The sequence below is a fragment of the Streptococcus sp. 27098_8_12 genome, assembly GCF_041432115.1.
GTDB lineage: Bacteria > Bacillota > Bacilli > Lactobacillales > Streptococcaceae > Streptococcus > Streptococcus parasanguinis_V.
Window position 1 is genome coordinate 1 of record NZ_JAPVZA010000013.1, and the last position, 24982, is coordinate 24982.

The following is a 24982-nucleotide window of genomic DNA, read 5'->3' on the forward strand; positions in this document are numbered from 1 at the left end:
ACAATCCAAAAATAATTGAGAGGCTAGGACTTTTGTCCCAGCCTCTTATTTGTTGCGACTGAATAGAAGAGGAGTCACATTTTATATGACTCCTCTTCTATGGCTTATTTTAATTTTTCAGTGATTTCTTTAGCAAGTAGGAGTCCCAATCGATAGTCTTTGTTGATGGCATGGATGACATCGTTGATATTGTCGGTCTCTTGGATTTTTTCCTTGATGCTATCTTTGAAAGCTTGATCTTTCAAGAGTTGCTCTTGTAAGAGCCGTTGTAGTTTTTCTCTTTCGTACTTGTTAAATAAAAAGAGGACCACTAAACTGATGAGGATTAAGATGTAAACGGTTTGATTCATAGATTTCTCCTGTATATAAAGAATCTGAAAATGTAGAGAATGAAGGGCATTGGACATGAGAAAAGGAGTGAGAAAGAACTAAATTGAATCGCATTTAGTTTCTCCTCTCACTCCCATAAGAGATGTTCTAATTATCCATCATAGATAAGAAATTACATTTTCTCAGGGGCATCGACACCAAGTAAGCGAAGGGCTTCTTTTAAGACTACTGCTGTTGAGTAGCTAAGAGCAAGACGGCTTTCGCGTTCTGGGCTTTCATCCAAGATACGAGTGTGTGCATAGTATTTATTGAAGGCTTGAGCCAAGTTGATAGCATATTTTGCGATCAAGGATGGATCATAGTTTTCAGCGGCACGTTTGACAACACGAGAGAAGTCTTGGAGAAGCTTGATGATTTCCCAGCTTTCAGGATCGCTCAAGCTGTATGTCGCGTCTGTAGATGGTGTGAAGTTGGCTTTGCGAAGGATGGATTGGATACGAGCGTAAGCGTATTGAACGTAAGGTCCAGTTTCTCCTTCGAAGGATACCATGGCTTCGAGGTCGAAGTCATAACCGTTGCGACGGTCTGTCTTCAAGTCGTAGAATTTAACCGCACCAACACCGACTGCATGTGCCACTTCTTCCTTGTTTTCAAGTTCAGGATTCTTTTCTTCAATCTGAGCTTTGGCACGAGAGATGGCTTCTTGAAGAGTTGGTTCGAGCAGGATGATATTTCCTTTACGAGTTGACAATTTTTGGCGGTTTTTTGTCACCAAACCAAAGTCAACGTGAACCATATCGTCACTCCAGTCAAATCCCATTTTCTTCAAAACAGCTTTCAACTGACGGAAGTGGTTGGATTGTTCTTGACCTACAGCATAGATGTTTTTCACAAAGTTGTAAGTCCGTGCACGGTAGATAGCGGTTGCGATATCACGCGTGATGTAAAGAGTGGCACCGTCTGATTTCTTAATCATAGCTGGTGGAAGGTTCACATCATCGAGCTCAACGATGCTAGCTCCCTTAGACTCTTTCAATAAGCCTTTTTCTTCAAGAATTTGGACAGCTTCATCCATCTTGTCATTGTAGAAAGCTTCTCCGTTTAAGCTGTCAAATTCAACACCGAGGAGTTTGTAGATACGGTTGAATTCTACCAAGCTTTCATCACGGAACCATTGCCACAATTCAGTTGCTTCTGGATCTCCATCTTCCAATTTCTTGAACCAGAGACGTCCTTCATCATCAAGCTCAGGATCGTTTTCGATTTCAGCGTTGATCCGAACGTAAAGTTTTAGCAATTCATCGATTGGATTGGCTTCGACAGCTTCCTTGCTACCCCATTTTTTGTAGGCTACCATCAAGAGACCGAACTGTTTACCCCAGTCCCCCAAGTGGTTGATTTTAATCGTGTTGTAGCCCATTTTGCGGAAGATGTTTGAAAGAGCATCCCCGATAACGGTTGAGCGCAAGTGACCAACTGAGAATGGTTTTGCGATATTTGGACTTGAAAGGTCGATGGTAATGTTTTGGCCATGACCTTCGTCTTGTTGACCGTAGTCTGCCCCTGCTTCGATGACGGATTTGATTACCTGATCAGAGATCTTAGATTTGTCTAAGAAGAAGTTCACGTAAGGTCCAGTTGCAACGACTTTTTCGAAGGCACTTTGGTCGATCTTTTCAGCAATGTCTGCAGCGATTGCTTGAGGAGCCTTGCGTTCCACTTTTGCAAGTGAGAAGGCTGGAAAAGCAATGTCACCAAGATCAGATGATTTTGGTTGTTCAAGCAAGTTTAAAATAGCATCTTGGTCAAGAGAGTCAATCACTTTGGCCAATTCACTAGCAATGAGTTCTTTATTGTTCATATTAGCTCCTTAGTCCTTTTAACTATTATTTTAACATAATTCTGAGCGAATTTTCAATTTTTTTGGTATAATTTAAAGTATATTTATTCAAAAGTGGAGGTCAAATGAAAAAGACAGAACGACACCTTTTGATTCAACAGATGATTCGAAATGAAAAACTGTCCACGCAAAAAGAGATTCAGGATCGTTTAGAAGCAAAAGGAATTGCAGTAACGCAAACGACCCTCTCACGTGATTTGCGGGATCTAGGTCTGGTCAAGGTGAAGCGAAAAGATCAATTGTATTATATTTTGCCAAATGAGCCTGAGGTGGCAGAGATTTATATTATGCTGTCCAGCCATGCCAAGTCTGTCTCACGGGCAGAATTCACCTTGGTCTTGCGGACAGAGCTAGGAGAAGCAGCTCTCTTGGCCAATGGTGTAGATGAGATGTCAGATGAGCGTATTTTGGGGACAGTAGCAGGGGCCAATACCCTCTTGATTGTCTGCCGTGACCAAGAGGCAGCTATTGAAATTCAAAATGAAATTTTAGGGATGATGCAGTAATCAAGCCCTGTTGGAGAGAAAGAAAATACCCCGTTAAGATGTCAAAAGGAGGAAGATAGTGAGCTATCTACTCCTGTTTTCATCTATGGAGCTTGTGTCAGAAAATGATGCAACAGTAAGGAATAAAGAAGTATGGCAGTAGAGAAAATATCCCCTGGAATGCAGCAGTATCTAGATATCAAAAAAGACTATCCGGATGCCTTTTTGCTGTTTCGAATGGGAGATTTTTACGAATTATTTTATGAAGATGCAGTGAATGCGGCTCAAATTTTAGAGATTTCCTTAACCTCACGGAATAAAAATGCAGAGAATCCGATCCCTATGGCGGGTGTTCCCTACCACTCGGCCCAGCAGTATATTGATGTTCTCATTGAACAGGGCTATAAGGTCGCGATTGCAGAACAAATGGAAGACCCCAAAGAAGCCAAGGGGGTCGTTAAGCGTGAAGTCGTACAGGTGATTACGCCGGGTACAGTGGTGGATTCGACCAAACCAGATAGTGAGAATAACTTCCTGGTTGCTTTGGATCGTTCAGGAAATGATTTTGGGCTAGCCTATATGGATCTGGTGACTGGGGAATTTCAAGTGACGACCCTCAATGACTTTAGCATGGTTTGTGGAGAAATCCGCAATTTACGTGCGCGTGAGGTGGTCCTGGGTTATGAGTTGCCAGAACAGGAAGAACGTGTGTTTGTGAGCCAGATGAATCTTTTGCTGTCACATGTAGAGACGGCGCTCGACGATGTTCAACTCTTAGGGGATCAGTTGAGTGAGCTCGAAAAGAAAACGGCTGGAAAACTTCTCCAGTATGTCTACCAGACACAAATGCGGGAATTGAGCCACCTCAAAAAAGCCCATCATTATGAGATTTGCGATTTCTTGCAGATGGACTTTGCGACCAAGGCTAGTCTTGATTTGACAGAGAATGCGCGGACTGGGAAGAAACATGGTAGCTTGTATTGGTATTTGGATGAAACCAAGACGGCCATGGGCGGTCGTTTGTTGCGGTCCTGGATTCAGAAACCCTCAGTCGATTTGAAACGGATTCGAGAGCGCCAGGACATCATTCAGGTCTTTATGGATCATTTCTTTGAACGGAGCGATTTGACCGACAGCCTCAAAGGAGTCTATGACATTGAACGCTTAGCGAGTCGGGTTTCCTTTGGCAAGATCAATCCTAAGGATCTCTTGCAACTAGGAGATACTCTGGGGCATGTGCCGACGATTAAGTCGATTCTACTGGGGATTGGCGATCCAGTCTTAGATGTCTTGATTGCACGCTTGGATGAACTTCCTGAGTTGCATCGCTTGATTACCTCAGCTATTGCTCCGGAAGCATCTGCTGTTATTACAGAGGGAAATATCATCCGAACTGGGTTTGACGAGCAATTGGACCAGTACCGTGTCGTTCTTCGGGATGGTACTGGTTGGATTGCTGAGATTGAGGCCAAGGAGCGCGAAGCCAGCGGCATTACAGGTCTAAAAATCGATTACAACAAGAAGGATGGCTACTATTTCCATGTCACCAATTCTCAATTGAGTCACGTTCCTGCTCACTTTTTCCGCAAGGCGACCTTGAAAAATTCAGAACGCTTTGGTACGGAAGAATTGGCACGCATCGAAGGAGATATGCTAGAGGCGCGTGAGAAGTCTGCTAATCTGGAATATACGATTTTTATGCGGATTCGGGAAGAAGTTGGCAAGTATATCCAACGTCTGCAACAGTTAGCTCAGGCGATTGCGACGGTTGATGTTTTACAAAGTTTAGCCAGTGTCGCTGAATCGCAACAATTGAATCGTCCCCTCTTCCATGAAGAAAGACGGATCACGATCGACAAAGGTCGTCATCCAGTTGTTGAAAAAGTGATGGGAGCCCAGTCCTATATTCCTAATAGCATCTTTATGGATGAAGAACGGGATATTCAGCTGATTACGGGGCCAAATATGAGCGGGAAGTCTACCTATATGCGCCAATTGGCGATCATTGTGATTCTTGCCCAAATTGGCTCCTATGTACCAGCGCAAAAGGCCGAGTTGCCAATCTTTGATGCGATTTATACCCGAATCGGAGCTGCTGATGACCTGGTATCGGGTCAGTCTACCTTTATGGTGGAAATGATGGAAGCCAATCACGCCATTCGCAAGGCAACACCCCAGTCCTTGATTTTGTTTGATGAGTTGGGGCGGGGAACGGCGACCTATGATGGGATGGCTCTCGCCCAATCCATCATCGAATACATTCACGATCGAACCGGTGCCAAAACCTTGTTTGCGACCCATTACCATGAGTTGACGGCTCTCTCAGAGACCTTGTCCCGTTTGGAAAATGTTCATGTTGCGACCTTGGAGCGAGATGGTCAGGTTACCTTCTTGCACAAGATTGAACCCGGCCCAGCAGATAAGTCCTATGGGATTCACGTGGCCAAGATCGCTGGTTTGCCAGAAGAATTATTGAAGCGGGCGGATGCGATTTTGACCAAGCTCGAAGGACAAGCCCAGCAAGTACCGCTTGCGGATGCAACTCCTAAAAAGGAAGTGTCTTCGCAGGTTGCTGAACAAATGTCCCTCTTTGAGGAAGAGACAGAAAATACGGTGATCACAGAATTGAAGAATCTGGATCTCTACAATATGACTCCCATGGAAGTCATGATGGCAGTCGCCGAATTGAAAAAGAAATTATAAAAGAAGATCCTCGTAGCATTGAGGATCTCAGATTGAAGACAAAGACATCTTAGAAACTTTCCTTAGGTGAGTCCGGACGTCAGCGAACTTCTATGAAGTTCCATGACTTAGTTTTGAGCCTAAGGTCTCAAAACTCCCGAGTGCCTGAAACACAATTGTTTCAGGCACTTTTCTCACAGCGGAAAGTTTCAGTAGATGATTGAATAACTATAACGAGTATAATTTTTATAGAATTTATTAGATTTGTATAAAGGAACAGTTTATCTCCACTTTCAGATCCTCGTGATGGCGAGGATCTTTTCTCTTAGTGGTTAGCAATGCTTTGATTGATTTCTTGAACTTGTTTTTTATAAAAATGATGGGAGACCAACCAGATGATCACGTAAACGAGGGTGAATTCGACAACGAGTGAGAGGTAAAATCCGAGTCGTGCTGGAAACCAGCCGGCCAAGGTAGCTAGGGGAATAAACCCAAGTAACATGAGTAGGTAATGGCTCAGAGTAGCTCGTAAGAGGCTCCAGTCTTTTTGAAAGAGGAGACTTCCGAAGCTAAAGAGGACCCCAATCGCACCCCAAACGAGGGCACAATAGAGCATGACCAGTGAGCCGTGAACATGATGCAAGAACATCCAGCGGCCGACTGCAGAGTTGGGACTTAAGGGAAGGTACAACTCAGGTGAGAAGAGGTAGGAAAAGAAGATGGATAGGATGAGCCCGATGAGAATACCTTTCAGGGCGTCAGAAAAAGATTGTTTTAGCATGATAATTTCTCCTTAATGGCTTTCAAGTAACGACGGGAGGAGTAGGTCAGACTCCCGTTTTTAAGATAGATTTGCACGGATCCCCCACTGGTAAAGTGCAGGTGATCGATTTCTTTTGTGTTGATAATTTCAGATTGGGAAATTTTGAGAAAGCAGGTCGGCAAGTCTTCAGATAGCTGATAGAGTGGTCCAGTCAGAATAAATTGATCTGTCATGGTCTCACCAATTACTTGCCGATTTTCAATGTAAAAACGTTGGAATAGCTGGCTTTCGATCAGATAAGCTTCCCCATCCTTTTTGGCACGTAAGCGCCCTTTTTGATCCAATTCTTCCACAAAGTCACGGATTTTTTCTACACGCGCAGACAGTGCAGGTGCTGTGATCATCACCGCTTCTTCTTGGAAGTGGGAATCAATGTGTACTTCAACTTTCATAAGATCGTTTCTCCCTCCTTTGGGTAAAGTCGGTTGGCCTGCTAGCCCGGCTCCTTCTTTACACTACTATTAAACACTTTTTCCAAAGGGAAGACAAGGGGATTTGTCTATGTGGTCGTTTTCTTTGCCTATGCGGTTTTTAAGGAAAAAGATGGGGCCAGCCTCTATTTTTTAAGAAAGGGAGTCTTGTGGATCTGTGGTATAATAGAGCTACATGTATCGGTGAAAAAATAGGTAAAGGAGCAGCTATGTCACAGATTATTGAATTGCCAGAAGTCCTAGCCAATCAGATTGCGGCAGGTGAAGTGATTGAACGACCTGCTAGTGTGGTCAAGGAATTGGTTGAAAACTCGATCGATGCTGGAGCTAGCCAGATTGTTGTTGAAATCGAAGAAGCAGGATTGAAGTCGATTCGGATTACAGATAATGGGGAAGGAATTGCGCACGATGAGGTTGCTTTGGCCCTCCGTCGACATGCGACCAGTAAGATCAAGAGTCAAGCAGATCTTTTTCGTATTCGAACGCTTGGTTTTCGTGGTGAGGCCATGCCTTCCATTGCTTCTGTCAGTATTCTAACCCTTCTAACGGCGCAAGAAGGAGCTGCCCACGGGACCAAATTGGTCGCAAAGGGTGGCGAAATTGAGGAATTGGAGCCAGCGACAAGCCCTGTCGGGACCAAGATCACAGTGGAAGATCTCTTTTTTAATACCCCTGCTCGTCTCAAGTATTTAAAGAGCCAGCAGGCAGAGCTATCCCATATCGTGGATATTCTCAACCGCTTGAGCTTGGCCCATCCTGAGATTGCCTTTACCTTGATCAATGATGGAAAAGAAATGACCAAAACAGCGGGGACGGGTAATCTCCGGCAAGCCATTGCGGGTGTCTATGGCCTCGCATCTGCCAAGAAGATGGTGGCCATTGAAAATCGCGACCTAGATTTTGAAGTGACGGGCTTTGTGTCTTTGCCTGAATTGACTCGTGCCAATCGCAATTACATCAGCCTCTTTATCAACGGCCGTTACATCAAGAATTTCTTGCTCAATCGAGCTATTTTAGATGGCTACGGCAGTAAACTCATGGTGGGTCGCTTTCCACTCGCGATCATTAATATCCAGATCGACCCTTACTTAGCCGATGTCAATGTTCACCCTACCAAGCAAGAAGTTCGTATCTCCAAAGAACGGGAATTAATGGCCTTGATCTCCCAGGCGATTGCGAATGCTTTGAAAGAGCAGGACCTGATTCCAGATGCTCTAGAAAATCTAGCCAAGTCGACCATTCGCCGAACAGAAAAGCCAGTACAGACAACCCTGCCTTTAAAAGAAAACCGTCTCTATTATGATCGAGAAAGCCAAGATTTCAAGCTTCGACCAGAAGTGGCAGATCCTCAATTGCCTCTAACAGATGAGGTGGCTGCTGATTCTACAAGCCAAGAAAACCCAGTAGAAAAACCGACAAGCGCGATCAAGTTTGCGGAAAGAAAGACTGCGGTTTATGATGAACTGGATCACCCAGAGTTGGATCTGGCTAGTCTAGACAAGGTCTATGATAAGTTGGATGGGGAAGAACATTCGACCTTCCCAGAGTTGGAATATTTTGGTCAGATGCATGGAACTTATCTCTTTGCCCAAGGCAATGGGGGCCTTTATATCATTGACCAGCACGCGGCCCAAGAGCGGGTCAAATACGAAGAATATCGGGAGAGCATCGGGGACGTAGACGGCAGTCAGCAACAACTGCTGGTGCCTTATATCTTTGAATTCCCTACAGACGATCTGATCCGCCTGCAACAGCGCAAGCACCTTCTAGAAGAAGTAGGCGTCTACTTAGAAGAGTACGGAGCCAACCAGTTGATCTTACGGGAGCATCCGATCTGGATGAAGGAGGAAGAGATCGAGTCGGGTATCTATGAAATGTGTGACATGCTCCTCTTGACCAAGGAAGTGTCCATCAAGAAATACCGGGCTGAGTTGGCCATCATGATGTCCTGCAAACGCTCCATCAAGGCCAATCATACACTGGATGATTACTCCGCACGGGATCTCATCTATCAACTGTCCCAATGTGACAACCCTTATAACTGCCCTCATGGCCGTCCGGTTTTGGTTAACTTTACCAAGTCAGATATGGAAAAGATGTTCCGACGCATTCAAGAAAATCACACTAGCCTGCGGGAATTGGGCAAATATTAAGTAAACGATAAAGGAATCTTATGTACGAATACATTAAAGGAATCTTAACGAAAATTACCGCCAAATACATCGTGGTAGAAACAGCTGGAATCGGCTATCTCTTGCATGTGGCCAATCCCTATGCCTACTCTGGCAAAATGAATCAAGAGGTGCACGTCTATCTGCACCAAGTGGTTCGGGAAGACGCTCACCTTCTCTATGGCTTTGCGACCGAAGAAGAGAAACAGCTCTTTTTAAACTTGATCTCAGTCTCTGGGATTGGACCTGTCTCAGCTCTAGCTATCATTGCTGCAGACGATAATGCAGGCCTTGTCCAAGCCATCGAAAGCAAGAACATTACCTACTTGACCAAGTTTCCAAAGATCGGCAAGAAAACAGCCCAACAGATGGTCTTGGATCTGGAAGGTAAGATCAATCTTGATCTAGAAGATGCACCGGCTCAGTCCAAAGCCAAAGTTGCAGAAGAAAACCAAGCCCTTGAAGAAGCTATGGAAGCCATGTTGGCATTGGGCTACAAGGCAACGGAACTTAAGAAAATCAAGAAATTCTTTGAAGGAACTTCTGATACTGCTGAAAACTACATCAAGTCTGCCCTTAAGATGTTGGTGAAATAGGAGAAGAAGATGCCAAAACGCTGTGGCTGGGTCAAAATGACCAATCCGTTATATGTAGCTTACCATGATGAAGAATGGGGTCGGCCCCTCCATGATGACCAGGCGCTTTTTGAGTTGCTCTGTATGGAGACTTATCAGGCCGGTCTATCTTGGGAAACGGTCCTCAATAAACGGCAGGCTTTCCGAGAATCTTTTCATGGTTACCACCTTCAACGCGTCGCAGAGATGACCGACTCTGAACTGGAAACTTTGTTAGACAATCCAGCCATCATCCGCAATCGTGCAAAGATTTTTGCGACACGGGCCAATGCTCAGGCTTTTTTACAAGTCCAGGAAGAATTTGGATCGTTTGATGCTTATCTTTGGTCTTTTGTCAATGGGAAAACCATCCTCAATGATGTTTCAGATTACCGACAGGCTCCAGCGAAGACAGCTCTTTCTGAGAAGCTAGCCAAGGACTTCAAAAAGCGGGGCTTCAAGTTTACAGGTCCCGTTGCGGTCCTGTCCTACCTACAAGCAGCAGGCCTGGTCAATGATCATGAGAATGCTTGTGAATGGAAGGGAAAATCCATAAAAGAAAAATGATTTTTCGTGTAATTCCAAATTTAATTAGAAATTGAATTATACTGTATTACAGAGAAAAATATTTATTGCAAAACTATAACAAATAATTTATAATATGATATGTAAAGCTACTGGATTAATCAAAGTATCTATAGCTACTATCAAAACAACTAACCAGGGGAAAATTATGAAGACCTTATTAATGTTAATCAAATGGACTATACTGTATGTTTTTTTCGGAATTATCACCATTCCTGTTATGATTATTCGTGAACTTAAAAAATGAAAGAAGAGCTGAGAGGCTCTCTTTTTTCTACGATTTTTCTGTTTTTGTGTTACAATGAAGAAAAATTACGAATAGTATAAGTGGAGGCGTTATGAAAGCAGAGATCATTGCAGTGGGAACCGAAATTCTCACAGGACAGATTGTCAATACCAATGCGCAATTCTTATCAGAAAAGTTGGCCGGCCTAGGGATCGACGTTTATTTCCAAACTGCAGTTGGAGATAATGCTGATCGCCTCTTGTCTGTTCTTGGGATTGCGCGTGATCGAAGTGATCTCGTCATCCTCACAGGAGGTCTCGGACCGACCGAAGACGATCTGACCAAGCAGACCCTAGCCCAGTTCTTGGATAGAGACTTGACCTTTGATCCCGAAGCCATGGCCAAGTTGGATCGCTTCTTTGCCAGTCGGCCAGACCATGTCCGAACGCCCAATAATCTAAGACAAGCGCAAATAGTAACGGGTTCTAAGCCCCTCCAAAACCTAACCGGTTTGGCAGTGGGAGGTCTGGTCGAAGTAGAGGGCATTAGCTATGTGGTCTTGCCTGGCCCTCCGAGTGAATTGAAACCCATGGTTACGGATGAGTTGGTGCCCCTGTTAGCGACAGGAGAGAAGCTCTACTCACGCGTCTTGCGCTTCTTTGGAATCGGGGAAAGCCAGCTGGTAACCGTCCTAGCGGATGTGATTGATAGCCAAACAGACCCGACGGTGGCTCCTTATGCCAAGACCGGAGAAGTGACCTTGCGCTTGTCGACCAAGGCTTCGTCACAAGAGCTGGCAGATCAGAAATTGGATCAGTTGGAGCAAGTGATTCTCCGTCATGAGACCTTAGATGGCCAACCCTTGAGCCAGCTCTTCTATGGCTATGGAGATGACAATTCCCTAGCTAAGATGGCTTTTGAACTCTTGCGTGAGCGAGGCTTGACCCTGACCGCAGCGGAGAGCTTGACGGCAGGGATGTTCCAGTCGACTCTGGCTAATTTCTCAGGAGCTTCAGCGGTCTTGCCAGGAGGTTTCGTCACTTACAGCATAGAGGAAAAGAGCAAAATGCTCCAAATCCCCCTAGCTGAGTTACGAGAACATGGCGTGGTCTCTGCCCATACAGCTGAGCGGATGGCGTCACAGGCCCGCCTCTTAACAGGGGCTGACTATGGAGTCAGTCTGACGGGTGTTGCCGGTCCAGACAGTCTAGAAGGCCACCCGGCAGGGACTGTCTTTATTGGAGTGGCAGGTCCAAAAGGAGTCCAATCAATCAAGGTCAATATCGCTGGCCGGAGTCGTATGGATGTTCGTAAAGTTGCAGTCCTACATGCCTTTAATCTGGTACGCAAGACTGTATTATTAGATGAAAATTTGCTATAATAAAAAGAAGGTGTAAAACATTACGCTTTGAATATAGGAGAAAAGAATGGCGAAAAAACAGAAAAAATTAGATGATATCTCTAAGAAATTCGGAGATGAGCGTGAAAAAGCGCTCAATGATGCCCTAAAGTTGATCGAAAAAGACTTTGGTAAAGGATCCATCATGCGTCTGGGCGAACGCGCAGAGCAAAAAGTTCAAGTCATGAGCTCAGGTTCCTTGGCGCTTGACATTGCCTTGGGTGCTGGTGGTTATCCAAAGGGTCGGATCATCGAAATCTATGGTCCAGAATCATCTGGTAAAACAACCGTTGCCCTCCATGCAGTAGCGCAAGCACAGAAAGAAGGAGGCATTGCTGCCTTTATCGATGCCGAGCACGCTTTGGATCCATCTTATGCAGCAGCTCTTGGGGTTAATATCGATGAACTCCTCTTGTCTCAACCAGACTCAGGGGAACAAGGACTAGAAATTGCTGGTAAATTGATCGACTCTGGGGCCGTTGACTTGGTTGTTATCGACTCTGTCGCGGCCTTGGTTCCACGCGCAGAAATCGATGGAGATATCGGTGACAGCCACGTTGGTTTGCAAGCGCGGATGATGAGCCAAGCGATGCGCAAACTCGGAGCTTCGATCAATAAGACGAAGACCATTGCTATCTTTATCAACCAATTGCGTGAAAAAGTTGGGGTCATGTTTGGGAACCCTGAAACCACACCTGGTGGTCGTGCCCTGAAATTCTACGCTTCTGTTCGTCTAGATGTTCGTGGAAATACTCAAATCAAAGGTACTGGGGACCAAAAAGATACCAACGTTGGTAAGGAAACCAAGATCAAGGTTGTGAAGAACAAGGTGGCTCCACCGTTCAAAGAAGCCATGGTTGAAATCATGTACGGAGAAGGAATTTCACGTACAGGTGAGTTGGTGAAGATTGCAACAGATTTGGATATCATCCAAAAAGCGGGTGCGTGGTACTCATATAATGGCGAAAAAATTGGTCAAGGATCTGAAAATGCTAAGAAATTCTTGGCTGACCACCCAGAAATTTTTGACGAAATCGACCACAAGGTTCGGGTTCATTTTGGTTTGATCGAAGAAGACGAAGCAGTGAAAACCCTTGATAAAACTGAAGAAGCAGTTCCTGTCGTAGAAGAAGTAACTCTAGATTTAGATGACGCGATTGAAATTGAAGATTAATTTTTTTCAAAATAGGTCGCTAGACTGATGGTTTTTGTGTTATAATTTAATACGATAGTATTATCGTGTAGCGAAAGGAGTGCATGCATGATTAAAATTTATACAGTGTCAAGTTGCACCAGCTGTAAAAAAGCAAAGACTTGGCTCAACGCTCACCAGCTAACTTATAAAGAACAAAACCTCGGTAAGGAAGGGATCACCAAAGAAGAATTATTGGATATCCTTACAAAGACTGAAAATGGAGTGGCAAGTATTGTCTCTTCAAAAAATCGATACGCTAAAAATCTAGGAGTGGACATCGAAGACTTGAGTGTCAATGAAGTCATTGACATCATCATGGAAACACCTCGTATTCTTAAAAGTCCGATCTTGGTAGATGACAAACGTCTCCAAGTGGGCTACAAAGAAGACGATATTCGTGCCTTCTTGCCACGATCAGTTCGAAATGTAGAAAATACAGAAGCGCGGATGCGTGCAGCTCTTTAAAGCGATTGAAAATCAGAAACAATTTGTTTCTGATTTTTTTCTTTTTAAAAATCGGAATGAAAAGCAGTTTACTGCGCCATTTTACGAAATCTATGATACAATATTTTAGAAAACAATAACTAGTAAGGAATGGAAAATGAAAAGGAAAATCTTCTTATTGGGTGCACTTGCCTTGTGTTTGACTGGATGCGGTCAAAAAAAACAAGCGAAAACGCCAAATTCAAGTGAACAAAAGGCAATCCAAGCAAAAGCAGAGCAACTGCAAAAGGATAATAAGAGTATCCTGCAAAAAGCTGAAGAAAATAAAGTCATCACTAGAACCTTTGTCTTTCCAAAAGATGACAAGGGGACACAACAGACGCAAATCGTCACCTATGTGGGGAATACCTTTAAAAAGTTGGAGACCATCAATGTGACGGCAACCGATGAGGAGTTGAAAAAAGGGATCCAACAGGTTGGAGTCGAGGAAGCACAAAAGCAATTGAGAGAATCCTTTAACAAGGACGATGCATTTAAGGAAGCTTTGACAGTGCCAGGTTTCACAGCTGATTTGACCTTGGAAAATGAGAATGAATACAAGGTAACCATCACCTATGATTTTGAAGCAATGGATGTGAAGAAGGCTGAAGGCATGACCTACTTCAAAAACAATCACTTACCAGAGTTGTTGAAGCTGACACCGAGTCAATTTGCGGATAATCTTATCAATGCTGGAGCGAGTGAGCAAAAATAAAAAAACAGTTTAGCTAAAATAGCTCAAAAATGCTTGAAAAAGCCGTAAAATCAAGGGCTTGGCCGTTGTGGAAAACTCTTAATTATGGTATAATAGTAATATTCTAAGGAAAGAGGGTGTTCTTGTGGGATTTACAGATGAAACAGTACGTTTTAATCTTGATGATTCAAATCGTAAGGAAATTAGCGAGACCTTGAAAGATGTTTACTTGTCACTGGATGAAAAAGGCTACAATCCAATTAATCAAATCGTAGGATACGTACTCAGTGGTGATCCTGCCTATGTACCTCGTTATAATAATGCACGGAACCAAATTCGTAAATATGAACGAGATGAGATCGTGGAAGAATTGGTACGTTATTATTTGAAAGGGCAAGGAATAGACCTCTAATGAGAATTATGGGATTGGATGTTGGCTCAAAGACCGTCGGGGTTGCTGTGAGTGATCCTCTCGGTTTTACAGCTCAGGGTCTTGAAATCATCCAAATCGATGAAGACAAAAAAGAATTCGGTTTGGAGCGCTTGGCCGAATTAGTGGCTCAATACAAGGTAGACCGTTTTGTTGTGGGCTTGCCGAAAAACATGAACAACACCAGCGGACCGCGTGTGGAAGCTAGTCAGGCTTATGGCGCAATGATTGCTGAAAAGTTTGGGTTGCCAGTCGACTACCAAGATGAACGGTTGACGACAGTTGCTGCAGAGCGGATGTTGATTGAGCAAGCAGATATTAGCCGTAGCAAACGCAAAAAAGTTATTGATAAGTTAGCGGCGCAGCTTATTTTACAAAATTATTTAGATCGCAATTTTTAGAAAGAAAACGAGGAAGAATAGTATGGCACATGATCATAACCACGACCATGAAGAACGTGAATTAATCACATTGGTGGATGAACAAGGAAATGAAACCTTGTTTGAAATTCTTTTGACCATTGATGGCAAAGAAGAATTTGGGAAAAACTATGTCCTTTTGATCCCTGCAAATGCAGAAGAAGATGAAAACGGCGAAGTTGAAATCCAAGCTTATTCATTTACAGAAAACGAAGACGGAACAGAAGGCGACCTTCAACCAATCCCAGAAGACTCAGATGCAGAATGGGATATGATCGAAGAAGTCTTCAACAGCTTTATGGAGGAGTGATACAGTCTGGGAGACTGTATCACCTCAACTCCTAGAAACTAGAAAGAGTTGAAACATCCGGTGGATGTTTTTAGCCCTGCTTTAAGAAATAAGAAAAAGCAGTAAGTCCGATGGACTTGCTGTAAAAATGAGAAAGAAATAACTACAAAAGAAAGGAGCGCAAACGTCAGAAGAGGTTTTGTCGCTTTTTTCTTTTAGGAGGAAGATGTGAATAAGATTGAGCAATGGATGAATAGTCGGATCGGTCTGAATTTTCGATCGGGCCTGGATCGTATGGAGCAGGCAGTGAGCCTTTTAGGGAGGCCAGATAAGGCTTATCCGATTCTTCATGTGACAGGAACCAATGGGAAGGGATCCACAATCGCCTTTCTGCGTCAATTATTGATGGCTCACGGAAAGAAGGTTGGGACCTTTACTTCTCCTCATATGATCAGTATCCATGATCGGATTTGTATTGGGGATCAGCCGATTTCAGATGAAGCTTTTACTCGGATTGGCCAAGAAGTCCAACAAATGGAGCAGACCTTGCTTCAAACCCAGGACCAACTCTCTTATTTTGAGATTATCTGCCTCATGGCTCTCTTGTATTTTAAGGAACAAGCTGTGGATGTGGTCTTGCTGGAAGTTGGTATCGGAGGGCTTCTAGATACGACCAATGTAGTGACGGGAGAGATCGCAGTGATCACTTCGGTTGGCCTGGATCACCAGGAAACACTGGGAGGGACGATTGCGGAAATCGCCCAGCAAAAGGCAGGAATCTTTAAGAAGGGCAAGACAGCTGTTGTGGGTCCCTTGTCGGATGATGCTATAGCTGTTTGTCAAGAAAAAGCGGAGCAATTGGCTGTGGCTCTCCACGCCTTCCAGAAAGATTTTGGGTTAGAGCAGGACCGTTTTTGGAATGAACGTGTGGAACTTGTCTTGCCGTCTCTGGGTTTGAAGGGTGATTACCAACGGGAAAATGCTGCAGTAGCTCTAGAAGCCTTTTTCCTCTATATGGAAGGCCAAGATCAAGAAGTGGATATGGATCAGGTCAAGCTGGCCTTACAAGAGACGCGGTGGCCGGGACGTCTAGAGTTGTTTGGTGACCAGGTGTATCTGGATGGCGCTCATAATCCTCATGCTATGTTGCGCTTGATCGAGTTTGCCAATAGCTTAGCAGGAAAGCGCGTGAAGATTTTATTTGGAGCCCTCAAGCGAAAAGATTATAGCGGGATGCTCCAAACGCTTCAAGCGGGATTGCCGGAAGCTGAATTGATTTTGACGACCTTTCATTACGGTGAAGTGGTGGCACAAGGCGACCGACAAGACCTGCCCTATGTAGCGGACTACAAGGCCTATATCAAAGAATTTATGGATCAGAGTTCCCCAGATGAAGTCTTATTTGTCACAGGATCCTTGTATTTTATTGCGGAAGTAAGGGCATTTTTATTAGAGGGGTAAACAATTGACCTAAAGACTTTCTTGGCGTATACTGGTGGTAGATAGTATACGGTTATGGCGAAAGGAGCCGATCTTAATGAAAAAAATCATGTCTATACTGACCTTGGCAGTAGCCCTTTTCCTGACTGCTTGTAGCCAGCAAGAACAAACGCCAAAAGCCTCAAGTAGCGCTAGCTCACATTCATCTGAGACAGTGGCTTCGACCAGTGAAAAATCAGAGCAGGGGGTGTCCATAGATGGAAGCTATCGAGGACAGGACGAGGAAAATACGATCCTCTTAGTTGTGACGGGTCAAAAAGGCACGTTTACGGTGCAAGATGCTGATGGAGAAGAAGAGACCAAAGAGGTCAGCATTGATCCGGTCAATCAATCCATGCGTATCGGGGATGAGCCTTATCGCTATCGAATCGAAGGGGATCAGTTGTCGCTAGAAGATTTAGAGCAAGCAGAGGATGATCAAGGGATTATCGTTTTGACTAAGCAATAAGGGATGAAACAAGAGAGAGTGGGACAGAAATCGGTAATTCGTTAGAATTCGATTTCGTCGTCCTACCTCCGCAAAGTTGAGTAGGGCTGTAAAAGCTGACGAAATCAGCGTAGTAGAGCCCACTCAACCATTGCGTCTTGCTCGACAATCCAAAAATAATTGAGAGGCTAGGACTTTTGTCCCACTCTCTTTTTGTTTGTCTAGAAGGGGCTTGGTTGGTCGTTGCAACGGGTAAAAAGAATTGGTATACTAGTAGAAAGAAAAAAGGAGGATGCTGTGACCTTTAGAAAATTACGTCTATTAATGTCCAAATATGGATTTAGTATTTTGTTTATGGGCTTTGAACTATGGGCATCCTTTGCGGCCTTCTTCTGGCTCAATAGATGGTTCCCTCATTGGCTATCTGTTGCAGTCATTGGGCTCTTATATGTGTCGACAATCTTAGCTATTGTTAATCGAAATACCCCGCCTGAAAATAAGGTGACCTGGCTCTTGATTGCCGTCATTCCTGTCTTTGGATCGCTTTTATACCTCATGTTTGGAGAGCGACGTTTGTCCAAAAAGGAAATGATCCAGCTGAAAAATATGGAGTCCATGAAGTTTCGAGAGGACAATAGTCATCAGTTGCGTAAGGAGCTCAAGCAAGAAAGCAAGGCGGTTTATGGCTTGGTCAAGTCGATTTTATCCATGGATCACAATGCGGATCTCTACAATGGGACGGCATCAACCTTTTACCCTCTAGGGGAGGAGATGTATGAGCAACTACTAGAGGATCTGAGAGCGGCGAAAAAATTTATCTTCATCGAGTTTTACATCATTGATGAGGGCTTGATGTGGAACAGTATCCTAGAGATTTTAGAGCAGAAAGTGAAAGAGGGGGTCGAAGTCAAACTCCTTTATGACGATATCGGCTGTATGGCAACCTTGGCTGGGAACTATACCAAACGATTGCGAAAGATGGGAATTGATGCCCATAAATTTAACAAGGTGATCCCCCGTATAACAGTGGCTTATAACAACCGAGACCACCGTAAGATTCTGGTCATTGATGGGCAGATCGGCTATACGGGTGGTGTCAATTTGGCAGACGAGTACATCAACCATATTGAGCGGTTTGGTCACTGGAAGGATAGTGCCATCCGTTTGGATGGACGAGCTGTTAAGGCCTTGACGCGACTCTTCCTCATGAACTGGTACATCAACCGTGGAGAAATCGAGGATTTTGACCGCTACCATATTGAAAACAAGGCAGTCGAAGGTGAAGGGCTCTACATTCCCTATGGGAGTGGACCAAAGCCGATTTACAAGTCGCAGGTTGGAAAGACGGTTTATCAAAATATGATCAACCAAGCGACGGATTACGTCTATATCACGACTCCTTACTTGATCATCGATTATGATTTGACAGAGGATATCCGCAATGCAGCCCTTCGAGGGGTAGATGTTCGGATCGTGACCCCGCATATTCCAGATAAAAAATTGATCCAAATCGTCACTCGTGGGGCTTACTTGGATCTGATGGATGCAGGAGTAAAGATTTATGAGTATACACCTGGTTTTGTCCATAGCAAGCAAGTCCTGGCAGATGACGAAATGGCGGTTGTAGGGTCGATTAACTTTGACTACCGCAGTTTGGTCCATCACTATGAAAATGCCGTCTGGATGTATCGGACGCCTGCCTTGAAAAAGATTCGTGAGGACTTTGACCATATCTTTGAAGTGTCTCAAGAAATTACAGAGGATACCTTCCGCTTTACATGGCACCAAAGCTTAATCAAGGAAATTATGCAATTGTTCGCACCGATGTTGTAATAGGTGTGAGAATACAGAAGAAAGAGTCAGAAGCTGAGAGATCTGACTCTTTTTCCATAGGACTATGTGGCAAGAGGCTGACATGGTCGGCAGAATTTGGTATACTAGAGAAGATAATGGGCTTTTTTCTAAAAGGAAAGAGCAGAGGAATAGCGAAGAAAAGGAAAAAGAATGAGCGAAAAAGAGCAAGAAATGACTTCGAAAAAGCTAGGGCTTCACGTGGGAGATAGTTTTCAGGATACACGTGAAATTCGCGAAGTGCTAGATAAATCAGTCTTTCGTGAAGAAGAGCCGACTCATAGCCAGCAGGCAGAAGTCTTGGAGGAGCCGGTTGCAATGGAGGCATCAGAGGAAATGAGTGATGTGGAGCCAGCAGTGGAAACAGAGCTAGAACCAGTAACAGAGCCTAAGCAAGAACCAGAACAGGAAGCGGAGCAACCGCTCAGTCGGATGAGTCGTCGTTCCCGTAAGGCGGGAGTTGAAGCGGCAAAAGTGGAAGCATCTAAGGTAGAAGAGGATACGGAAGAGCTAGAAGCGGATGTGGCAGTTGAGCCGATCCGTCGTCAATCCAAGCGTCCAGTCCCCCTAGCGATTCCTTTTGTGTTGAGTCTCTTGATTAGTTTGCTGCATGTCGGGGTGCCATTTTTAACCCGTTTTGCAACCAATCAACAATCGCAAAACTTGTATGCTGGCTGGGCAATGACCAAGGGTCAAGTACCGTTTGGTGATTTTTACGGAACCAATGGTCTGCTCTATTATGCGATCAACTGGTTGGGAAGCTTGGCTGGTGGACATTGGATCTTGATGATTCTCCAAGCGATTGCTCTCTTCTTTGCGGGGACTTACCTCTATCGGGTTGTGCGCTTGCTGGTGTCTGATAAAGATACAGCGAAGAATGTCCAGTTACTCTTTTATTTCTTGGTGCTAGGCCTTGGTTTTGGAGGGACTTATGTGACTCTCTTTAGCCTTCCAATCCTATTTGCTAGCATGAATTTCATTTTGGCTTATTTGATTGGGCATCGTAAGGATGAAGGCTTTATCCTTTATGGTGCGATTGCAGCTGTGGCTTTCCTGATTGATCCGATGACCAGTGCCCTGTTTTATTTGTTGGCTTTCCTTGGATTAACAGCTTTTAATATCAAGCAGAAGAGATGGGCGCGTGGCTTTTATCAACTGCTGGCAGCTCTCCTTGGTTTTTCACTCGTCTTTTACCCAATTGGCTATATCACCGTTTTGAATCAGACTTTTGGCTATGCCATTAACCAAGTAACCTATGTCTTTAATGCCTTGAATTTTACTAATGGACAGACCTTCAGTAATGCCATTTATTATGGACTGTTAGCGCTTGCTTTTGGCTTAGTCTCTGCCTTTTTGATGTCCTTTACGAAGCAAAATAGCAGTGCTCGCCGGATCTTCCGCTTTATGGGATGGGCAGGTAGCCTGGTAGTCCTCATCGTGTCGATTGGTCTTCCGGAACAAGGCGCTTACCAATTGTTGCCAATGTTGCCATTTGTTCTTCCTTTGTTTGCGATCTGGTTCTCACGAGATGGGGAAGAAAACGATGGGATCGAACGTCGTGGTCGGAAGAAGAAAAACAAGGAAGTTTGGGCCGCTTACTTTACGAGCCAAGTTTTCTTACCGCTAGTAGCCCTCGTCTATCTCTTGGCGAATCCAGTGGTTCAAGATGTCGTGCTTCAGTCTGGTCAATCCAGTGAACGGAGCGCTATTGCCAGCTACATTAAACATCACACCAAGTCGAAAGATACCATTTATGCTTGGGATACGACAGCTACTCTCTATCAAGAAAGTGATCGTTTGGCAGCTTCTGCTCTACTAACTCCGACGTCTTATCTGGGAATTAATGAAAATCGGACAAATGTAACCCAACAAATCGATCGGTCTAAACCCAAGTATATTGTGGTCAATAATCAGGTAGAATTGACCTCCAAAATGAAGGACTTGCTCAAAGAAAATTATCGTCTCGTTGAGAAGAAATACCGTCATTTCAAACTCTATCAACGCTCTTAAGAAAATCAATATCTTGTGCTTTAGAAAGTTTTTTATAAAATTTTCCACAAGATATTGATTTTTATTTTTGGAGTGGTATAATACAACTTGTATGTAAATAAATGAAGAGAGGCATGTTTGGTATGATCACCTTGAGAGAAGAAAAACTGAGAATGGCCCCGGATATTTTTGTTGAAAAACGAGATGGCCGTCGTGTTCCATTCGATGTTGAAAAAATTTATAAAGCCTTGTTGAAGGCGACAGAAGAAGTGACTTCTCTCACTCCAGTGATGGAAGCCAAACTAGAAGCCATTGTCGATCGTGTAATCGCAGAGATTTTGGAACGTTTTCCAAATGGCGTGAAGATTTATGAGATCCAAAATGTTGTCGAACATGAATTGCTTCAAGCCAATGAATATGCGATTGCTGAGAGCTACATTACTTATCGGACTCAACGGGATTTTGAGCGCTCAAAAGCGACGGATATCAACTTTACGATTGGAAAACTCCTCAACAAGGACCAAGCGGTTGTCAATGAAAATGCCAATAAGGACAGCGATGTCTTTAATACGCAACGGGATTTGACGGCAGGGATCGTTGGTAAGTCTATTGGTCTTAAAATGTTGCCTAAACACGTAGCCAATGCCCACCAAAAAGGGGATATCCACTACCATGATTTGGACTATAGCCCTTATACACCGATGACCAACTGCTGTTTGATCGATTTTGAAGGCATGCTCAGAAATGGCTTTAAAATTGGGAATGCAGAAGTCGAAAGTCCTAAGTCCATCCAAACTGCAACGGCTCAAATCTCGCAGATTATTGCCAATGTAGCTTCTAGTCAGTACGGGGGTTGCTCGGCTGACCGGATCGATGAGGTCCTGGCCCCTTATGCAGAAAAGAACTACCAAAAACACTTGGCAGATGCCAAAGAGTGGGTGCTTCCTGAAAAGCAAGAGGACTATGCTTGGAGCAAGACTCAAAAAGATATCTATGATGCCATGCAATCGCTGGAATATGAGATCAATACCCTCTTTACTTCGAACGGGCAAACTCCCTTTACTTCGCTTGGCTTTGGTCTTGGAACCAATCGCTTCGAACGGGAAATCCAAAAGGCGATTTTGGAAATCAGAATCAAGGGACTTGGATCGGAACATCGGACAGCCATCTTTCCAAAACTGATCTTTACCCTCAAGCGGGGGCTCAACCTAGAACCTGGAACGCCCAACTATGATATCAAGCAATTGGCCTTGGAATGTGCGACGAAGCGCATGTACCCAGACGTTTTGTCTTATGACAAGATTGTCGAGTTGACAGGCTCCTTCAAGGTGCCGATGGGATGTCGCTCTTTCCTTCAAGGTTGGAAGGACGAGAATGGTGTGGAAGTTAATTCTGGCCGGATGAATCTTGGGGTCGTGACCGTCAATTTACCTCGGATTGCCTTGGAATCGGGCGGAGACAAGGAGAAGTTCTGGCAAATCTTTAATGAACGGATGAACATCGCTGAAGATGCCTTGGTTTACCGCGTGGAACGCACCAAAGAAGCGACACCAGCCAATGCGCCGATCCTCTACCAATATGGGGCTTTCGGGAAACGCTTGGGTAAATATGATCAGGTAGATCAGCTCTTCCGTCATCGCAGAGCGACCGTTTCTCTTGGCTATATCGGACTTTATGAAGTCGCAACCGTCTTTTATGGTCCAAATTGGGAACACAATCCAGAAGCCAAACAATTCACGATCGATATCATCAAGGATATGAAAGCGCGCGTGGAAGAATGGTCTGACCAGTATGATTACCACTTCTCCATCTATTCGACACCGTCAGAAAGCTTGACAGACCGCTTCTGTCGCCTGGATACGGAGAAATTTGGTCAGGTTCCAGATATCACAGATAAGGAATACTACACCAATAGTTTCCACTACGATGTTCGTAAGAACCCAACGCCATTTGAGAAGTTGGATTTTGAAAAAGTTTATCCTGAAGCTGGAGCTTCTGGTGGCTTTATCCACTATTGTGAATACCCTGTGCTCCAACAAAATCCAAAAGCCCTTGAGGCAGTTTGGGATTATGCTTATGACCGGGTTGGTTATCTCGGAACCAATACGCCGATTGACCGTTGTTACAAGTGTGATTTTGAAGGAGATTTCACGCCGACTGAGCGCGGATTTGCTTGTCCAAACTGTGGCAATAGCGATCCGAAAACGGTTGATGTGGTCAAACGGACCTGTGGTTATCTAGGAAACCCGCAAGCTCGTCCCATGGTCAATGGCCGTCATAAGGAAATCGCTGCACGTGTCAAACACATGAATGGATCCACGATCAAATCAGCTGGACACCAAGTGACAGATTAGAAAAGGACATTATGGGAAAATACCAATTAGATGATAAGGGCAAGGCTCAGGTTCAACGATTCCACGAAAAGCATTCAAAGGGTGGAATCAATAAAAAAGACCGAGTAGCCAGCCTGAGAGAACAATTTTTAAATAAGAACAAGAAAAAATAAAGGTGAGAATTCTCGCTTCATATTGAAGATGGAATTCTCTTTTGAGACTTCCTTGGGTGGGGTACGGACGTCAGCGAACTTCTACGAAGTTCCATGACTAATTATTGAGCCTAGGGTCTCAATAATTCCGGATGCCTGAAACTTGTTGGTTTCAGGCATTTTTCCCACGGCGGAAAGTCTCAGTAGATTCTTGAAAAAGTTTAATAAATAAGCGTCATCTTATTGATTCAGTATTTATTAACTCATTTTATTAAAAATGATTGTTTATGTTGTAAAGTGAGAGTCCGCTCTCGCTTTTCTCGTATGGGGGGGAGGTAAAGATGGAATTACGTAGACCAACTTTAGCAGATAAAGAAACCATTCTAAACATGATGGCAGAGTTCGAAGAGACCCAGTCGGCCCACGACGGCGGCTTTTGGGATGCTGAGAACTTTGATTATGAGGAGTGGCTAGAAACTAACCTTAATAAAGAAATGGGAATAAACTTGCCTGAAAATCGCGTTCCATCAATTCAGTTCGTATTGTTTGATGAATCAGGTCATGCTTTAGGTTTTTTGAATCTACGGCTGAGACTAAACGAGGGATTGCTGAATTATGCTGGTCATATCGGCTACTCCATCCGTCCTTCTGAAAGGGGAAAAGGTTATGCCAAGGAAGCTCTCCATCAAGGTCTGCAAGTGGCTAAAGAAAAGAACATCCATCGTGCTCTGGTAACTTGTAGCACGGAAAATCCGGCCAGTCGAGCGGTTATCTTAGCTAATGGCGGTCAATTTGAAGATGTTCGAAATGGAACGGAGCGTTATTGGATAGAAGTGGAGTAGAAGGATGACATGGAATACACCTAAACCAGGCGAATGGAAGAGTGAGGAACTGAGTCAAGGGCGCATCATTGACTATAAGGCTTTTAACTTTGTCGATGGCGAAGGAGTCCGCAACTCCCTTTATGTGGCTGGCTGCATGTTTCACTGTGAGGGCTGTTACAATGTAGCGACCTGGTCTTTCAAGGCGGGTATCCCCTACACCAAAGAGTTGGAAGAACAGATTATGGCAGATCTTGCCCAGCCTTATGTTCAAGGTTTGACCCTACTTGGGGGGGAACCCTTTCTTAATACCGGCATCCTTCTGCCCTTGGTCAAGCGCGTGAGAAAAGAGTTGCCCGACAAAGATATTTGGTCTTGGACCGGCTATACCTGGGAAGAAATGATGCTAGAGACACCAGACAAGCTAGAGCTTCTCTCACTGATTGATATTCTGGTCGATGGCCGCTATGATAAGAGTAAACGCAACCTCATGTTGCAGTTCCGTGGCTCTTCTAACCAGCGGATCATTGATGTTCAAAAATCCCTCAAAGAAGGAAAAGTCGTCATCTGGGATAAGCTCAATGACGGCAAAGAAAGTTTTGAGCAGGTCAAACGAGATGATCTTTTGTAGGATCTTCAAAAAACCGGGTTTTTTACCCGGTTTTTTTGGATTCTCTGCATAAGTATACAAGGGGTTTCGCCTGTTTCAGAAAACGCTTACTTTTCAAATGTCCATAATGGACAAAAAAGTGA

24 protein-coding genes are annotated in these 24982 nt (G+C 44.2%); 20 read left to right on the forward strand and 4 right to left on the reverse strand.

Annotated elements, in window-relative coordinates:
- Positions 1-104: 104 nt before the first annotated feature.
- A complete protein-coding gene (locus tag O3629_RS06465) occupies positions 105-350 on the reverse strand; it encodes a hypothetical protein (protein WP_023919916.1) in 246 nt (81 codons plus the stop codon).
- Between the two features lie 152 nt (positions 351-502).
- Positions 503-2191: an arginine--tRNA ligase gene (gene argS, locus O3629_RS06470; protein ID WP_049515225.1), complete on the reverse strand. Its 1689-nt coding sequence runs from the start codon at positions 2189-2191 to the stop codon at positions 503-505.
- 104 nt (positions 2192-2295) lie between these two features.
- Here argS and argR point away from each other — a divergent pair, with 104 nt between their 5' ends.
- Both argR and mutS read left to right on the forward strand, forming a co-directional pair.
- A complete protein-coding gene (gene argR, locus O3629_RS06475; RefSeq protein WP_023919910.1) occupies positions 2296-2736 on the forward strand; it encodes an arginine repressor in 441 nt (146 codons plus the stop codon).
- 132 nt (positions 2737-2868) lie between these two features.
- Entirely contained in the window at positions 2869-5418 is a 2550-nt protein-coding gene (gene mutS / locus O3629_RS06480) for a DNA mismatch repair protein MutS (protein ID WP_371608930.1), read from the forward strand.
- 304 nt (positions 5419-5722) lie between these two features.
- Here the strand turns inward: mutS and O3629_RS06485 are convergent, their stop codons facing one another.
- Together O3629_RS06485 and O3629_RS06490 are read right to left on the reverse strand one after the other, a co-directional pair.
- A complete protein-coding gene (locus tag O3629_RS06485; RefSeq protein ID WP_024054970.1) occupies positions 5723-6178 on the reverse strand; it encodes a DUF3021 domain-containing protein in 456 nt (151 codons plus the stop codon).
- Positions 6172-6612 (reverse strand): LytTR family DNA-binding domain-containing protein, encoded by a 441-nt coding sequence (locus tag O3629_RS06490; RefSeq protein WP_049503862.1) that lies wholly within the window; start codon positions 6610-6612, stop codon positions 6172-6174. Before O3629_RS06490 ends, O3629_RS06485 begins: the two co-directional genes overlap by 7 nt.
- A 248-nt stretch (positions 6613-6860) precedes the next feature.
- Here O3629_RS06490 and mutL point away from each other — a divergent pair, with 248 nt between their 5' ends.
- The 18 genes from mutL (at position 6861) to nrdG (ending at position 24860) form a co-directional block, all read left to right on the forward strand.
- The gene (gene mutL, locus O3629_RS06495) at positions 6861-8804 is read left to right on the forward strand and encodes a DNA mismatch repair endonuclease MutL (RefSeq protein ID WP_254728763.1); all 1944 of its coding nucleotides are present in this window, start codon (positions 6861-6863) and stop codon (positions 8802-8804) included.
- A 20-nt stretch (positions 8805-8824) separates the two neighbouring features.
- A complete protein-coding gene (ruvA, locus tag O3629_RS06500; protein WP_003002260.1) occupies positions 8825-9418 on the forward strand; it encodes a Holliday junction branch migration protein RuvA in 594 nt (197 codons plus the stop codon).
- 9 nt (positions 9419-9427) lie between these two features.
- Complete coding sequence (locus O3629_RS06505) at positions 9428-10003, forward strand: DNA-3-methyladenine glycosylase I (protein WP_371495700.1); 576 nt, start codon at positions 9428-9430, stop codon at positions 10001-10003.
- A gap of 356 nt (positions 10004-10359) precedes the next feature.
- On the forward strand, positions 10360-11628 hold the full coding sequence (locus O3629_RS06510) for a competence/damage-inducible protein A (RefSeq protein ID WP_125329284.1): 1269 nt from the start codon (positions 10360-10362) through the stop codon (positions 11626-11628).
- Positions 11629-11674: 46 nt separating this feature from the next.
- Positions 11675-12820 carry a recombinase RecA gene (gene recA, locus O3629_RS06515; RefSeq protein ID WP_371495702.1) on the forward strand — a complete coding sequence of 382 codons (1146 nt, stop codon included), beginning with the start codon at positions 11675-11677 and terminating at the stop codon, positions 12818-12820.
- A gap of 87 nt (positions 12821-12907) precedes the next feature.
- Entirely contained in the window at positions 12908-13306 is a 399-nt protein-coding gene (gene spx / locus O3629_RS06520; protein ID WP_150906729.1) for a transcriptional regulator Spx, read from the forward strand.
- A 136-nt stretch (positions 13307-13442) separates the two neighbouring features.
- Positions 13443-14039, forward strand: coding sequence for an SP0191 family lipoprotein (locus tag O3629_RS06525; RefSeq protein ID WP_031576799.1), 597 nt, complete (start codon positions 13443-13445; stop codon positions 14037-14039).
- 124 nt (positions 14040-14163) lie between these two features.
- Positions 14164-14430, forward strand: a complete 267-nt coding sequence (locus tag O3629_RS06530; protein WP_003002070.1) for an IreB family regulatory phosphoprotein — start codon at positions 14164-14166, stop codon at positions 14428-14430.
- Positions 14430-14849 carry a Holliday junction resolvase RuvX gene (gene ruvX, locus O3629_RS06535; RefSeq protein ID WP_023919889.1) on the forward strand — a complete coding sequence of 140 codons (420 nt, stop codon included), beginning with the start codon at positions 14430-14432 and terminating at the stop codon, positions 14847-14849. The genes O3629_RS06530 and ruvX overlap by 1 nt, the downstream gene beginning before the upstream one ends.
- 22 nt (positions 14850-14871) lie before the next feature.
- Positions 14872-15177 carry a DUF1292 domain-containing protein gene (locus O3629_RS06540; protein WP_003001941.1) on the forward strand — a complete coding sequence of 102 codons (306 nt, stop codon included), beginning with the start codon at positions 14872-14874 and terminating at the stop codon, positions 15175-15177.
- A 207-nt stretch (positions 15178-15384) separates the two neighbouring features.
- Complete coding sequence (locus O3629_RS06545) at positions 15385-16617, forward strand: folylpolyglutamate synthase/dihydrofolate synthase family protein (protein ID WP_371495705.1); 1233 nt, start codon at positions 15385-15387, stop codon at positions 16615-16617.
- 76 nt (positions 16618-16693) lie between these two features.
- The gene (locus O3629_RS06550) at positions 16694-17104 is read left to right on the forward strand and encodes an SP_0198 family lipoprotein (protein ID WP_024055234.1); all 411 of its coding nucleotides are present in this window, start codon (positions 16694-16696) and stop codon (positions 17102-17104) included.
- A gap of 276 nt (positions 17105-17380) precedes the next feature.
- Positions 17381-18916, forward strand: coding sequence for a cardiolipin synthase (gene cls / locus O3629_RS06555; protein ID WP_371495707.1), 1536 nt, complete (start codon positions 17381-17383; stop codon positions 18914-18916).
- Positions 18917-19087: 171 nt separating this feature from the next.
- A complete protein-coding gene (locus O3629_RS06560; RefSeq protein ID WP_371495709.1) occupies positions 19088-20944 on the forward strand; it encodes an MFS transporter in 1857 nt (618 codons plus the stop codon).
- A 122-nt stretch (positions 20945-21066) separates the two neighbouring features.
- A complete protein-coding gene (nrdD, locus tag O3629_RS06565) occupies positions 21067-23277 on the forward strand; it encodes an anaerobic ribonucleoside-triphosphate reductase (RefSeq protein ID WP_201087993.1) in 2211 nt (736 codons plus the stop codon).
- An 11-nt stretch (positions 23278-23288) separates the two neighbouring features.
- Positions 23289-23429 (forward strand): hypothetical protein, encoded by a 141-nt coding sequence (locus O3629_RS06570; RefSeq protein ID WP_003002079.1) that lies wholly within the window; start codon positions 23289-23291, stop codon positions 23427-23429.
- A 320-nt stretch (positions 23430-23749) separates the two neighbouring features.
- Positions 23750-24250, forward strand: a complete 501-nt coding sequence (locus tag O3629_RS06575) for a GNAT family N-acetyltransferase (protein ID WP_023919877.1) — start codon at positions 23750-23752, stop codon at positions 24248-24250.
- Positions 24251-24254: 4 nt separating this feature from the next.
- Complete coding sequence (gene nrdG, locus O3629_RS06580) at positions 24255-24860, forward strand: anaerobic ribonucleoside-triphosphate reductase activating protein (protein WP_023919875.1); 606 nt, start codon at positions 24255-24257, stop codon at positions 24858-24860.
- Positions 24861-24982 lie beyond the last annotated feature (122 nt).